At 54.1% G+C, this 3,166-nt stretch carries 3 protein-coding genes; 1 reads left to right on the plus strand and 2 read right to left on the minus strand.

The features are described from left to right. The coding region (gene murC, locus Q1K23_RS07460) for a UDP-N-acetylmuramate--L-alanine ligase (protein ID WP_300363517.1) at positions 1-1,313 on the minus strand (1,313 nt) is incomplete at its 3' end. Further along, positions 1,310-1,891, minus strand: a complete 582-nt coding sequence (locus Q1K23_RS07465; RefSeq protein WP_300363518.1) for a hypothetical protein — start codon at positions 1,889-1,891, stop codon at positions 1,310-1,312. The genes Q1K23_RS07465 and murC, both read right to left, overlap by 4 nt. A gap of 238 nt (positions 1,892-2,129) precedes the next feature. Between Q1K23_RS07465 and Q1K23_RS07470 the strand changes: the two genes are divergently transcribed. Next, a complete protein-coding gene (locus Q1K23_RS07470; protein WP_300363519.1) occupies positions 2,130-3,068 on the plus strand; it encodes an MraY family glycosyltransferase in 939 nt (312 codons plus the stop codon). The last annotated feature ends 98 nt before the right edge of the window (positions 3,069-3,166 follow it).

The following is a 3,166-nucleotide window of genomic DNA, read 5'->3' on the forward strand; positions in this document are numbered from 1 at the left end:
TTCAGCCCCCGGATCTGGTAGGTGATATCCCCCGCCCCGAACGCGACGATCAGATCCCTGTCGAAATGTTTCATCGTCTTTCCCGTGGCGTCGAGGACCTTCACCGTCTCTCCCTCTTTCGTGACCCTCTCGGCCATCGTCAGGTCGTATCCTGAAAAGGCCCCTTTGAGGTCGATCGGCACTTCCACCTCGCCGGCGGCCCAGATGGGCAGGATCACCAGTTCGTCCACCCCGTCGAAGCAGTCGACGAATCCCTGGAGATTGTCCATCGTGCGGGAGTATTTGTGGGGCTGCCAGATGGCCCGGATCTTGCCGAACCCCCGCATCTTCGCATAGGCTTTGAGTGCCTCCAGCGTCGCCTTGATCTCGGTGGGGTGATGGCCGTAGTCGTCGATCACGACACACTGTTCGCTGTTTTCGATGATGTCGAAGCGCTTCTTGATCCCCTTGTAGCGTTTCAGGTTTTCCCGGATCGTCTCGACCTCTTCGCCTTCGTGCAGCGCCGCCAGGATCGCCAGGGCAGCGTCCACGGCGATATGCTCTCCCAGCCCGAAGACATCGAACACGCCATACTCTTTGAGCCTGAATCGGGTATGGGGCTCGCCGTCGATGAGCACATACTCCAGATCCCGGATATCCCGGCCGGGATAGAGCTTCACGCTCTCCATTTCCAGTTTCGAGAGAAAGGGGTCCTCGGCGTTGATCACCCGCACCTTCGCCAGCGCCAGAAAATCGGTATAGGCCCGGTAGAACCGCTCCAGATCGTACTCGTAGTACTCCATATGCTCTGGCTCCACGTTGGTCACCAGAGCCAGATAGGGGTTGCAGTTGAGAAAACTGGCGTCGCTCTCGTCCGCTTCGAAGACTACGTCGTCGTTGGGGGCGGTGCGGACGTTGGAGTGGAAGGTTTTGGAGATGGCGCCGATGAGGGCGTTGGTTTCGGGCAGCAGTTCGGCGAGCATCGCCGACGTGGTGCTCTTGCCGTGGGCCCCTCCGACGGCGTAGACGCGCTTGTCTCCCAGGATGAACTTCAGCGCCTCTTTACGGGCGTAGAGGGGAATCCCCAGCTCCCTGGCGCGGATATATTCGGGGTTGTTCTTTCGTACCGCCGCCGAGTGGATCACCATGTCGGCCCCTTCCACCGCGTCGCCGTGGTGGGGAATCGTGATCTTCGCGCCGAATTTCAGCGCCAGCTCGTCGGTGATTTCGCTCTGACGGATATCCGACCCGCTGATCTCGTGCCCCTCGCCCGCCATGAACTTGGCCAGCGCCGAAATGCCGATGCCGCCGATGCCGATGAAATGGATTTTCATTTTTTCAGGGTTTCCAGCTCTTTGAGCGCGTTTTCGAGCACCTCTTTCTTCTCCTGCAGAAACCCTTCCACCGAGGGCTTGAAGTTGGTCAGGAAAAAGCCGTAGGTTTCACTCTCGTTGGGATTTTCCACATCCACCAGTTCGTCGAGAAAGTCGTCGAACTTCATCTGCGAAGCCGCCGCCGCGATATGGGGCATCATCGCTTTGGAAAGCGTCTCGTCGGCGGCGGTGTAGTGCAGGATCAGAAAGATCTCCTTCGCCCCCTTGAAGTCGTTTTCGCTGTAACGCTCGATCCCGTGCTCGTAGATCCCCCGAAGGGTGTAGAGATCGGCCTGGTTCGTGATATCGAAAAACTCCTCTTTCGTCAGCTTGTCCGCCAGCCGGTCGAAGACATACTGCAGAATCTCGCTGTAGATTCGGTTGAGCCTCTCCGCAGAAAGGTCGAGCATCACAGATGTATCCAGCACGTCGTACATCGCGACGATATCTTTGGCCTTTACGGCCGCCTCTTCCCGGTTCGCCAGGTCCATCATGAACTCCGGATTCCTTTTCAGATCCTCGAATTCGTTGTTTTGCATAAAAAAAATCCTTTTAATGTCGATATAGCTGAGAACTGTTAAAAATATTTTCAAACACAGCCAAGGGGTTCGTTAATGAACATGAAGATTATATTTAAATTTAAATTAATCAAGCTATAATCGCGCCATGATTTTAATGTTAACGATTATTACATTTGTAATAACATTTATTTCCATACTTCTTTTCATCAGACTCGCTCCGAAACTGGGGTTCGTGGATATTCCCAACGAACGGAGCATGCACACAAAACCGATTCCGCGGGGTGCGGGCATCGCTTTCGTAGCCTCCGCACTCTTCGTTTCCCTGATTCTCATCATCACGGACTACAATCAGCTTTCCCGCTACATACTTGTCTATCTGGCGATTCTGATCGTCTTTCTGGGCGGGGTTCTGGACGACCGCAAAGGCGTCACCCCAAAAATGAAATTTCTCTTTATCTTCATAGCCACCATACTTCTTTACAGCAACGGTATCGCCATCGAAACCCTCGGGAAATATCTCGGCCACGAGCTCTTTCTTCCCGGTATACTCGTATTCCCGTTCACGTTCATCGCCATAGCCGGATTCACCAACGCCCTCAATCTCCTGGACGGCCTCGACGGACTGGCGGGGACGGTCTCTATCGTCATGCTCGGCGCGTTCATGTGGATCGGCTATATCCATCACGACAATCTGATGGTGATGCTCTCGGTCATCTTCATTCCGGCCCTGGCCGCGTTCTTGCTCTTCAACTGGCATCCGGCCAAAATCTTCATGGGAGACAGTGGTTCGCTGACGCTGGGATTCGTCATCTCCATTCTGGCTGTCAAAGCGACCCACTACATCTCGCCGACAGCCGTACTTTTTATGCTGGCCATTCCGGTGCTCGATACGTTCGTCGTCATGACCCGGCGTATCCAGCGGGGCAGGTCGCCATTCAGCGCCGACAAAAACCATATGCACCATATCCTTTTCAATCGTTACGAGGATGTCACATACACCGTCATTCTGATCGTCTACATCCAGGTAGCGTTCACGATGATCGGCTACCAGCTTCGCGACGCCGACGATTTCCTCTCCCTGGTGCTCTTCGGCATTCTCTTTTTCATTTTCCTGAATCTTCTGGATCAGAGGAAAAAACGGAGGAAAAAAGAGAAAAAGAGAAACGGACCGTCCATCCGATTCAAAATCCTGTAGCAATCAAACTGCGCAAAGTGAAAGCCATGGCACAGAATATACACAAAAGGAGTCTTGCGTGAAAGGCATCATTCTAGCGGGAGGAAGCGGCACACGCC

The sequence above is a fragment of the Hydrogenimonas sp. genome (genome assembly GCF_029933015.1).
GTDB lineage: Bacteria > Campylobacterota > Campylobacteria > Campylobacterales > Hydrogenimonadaceae > Hydrogenimonas.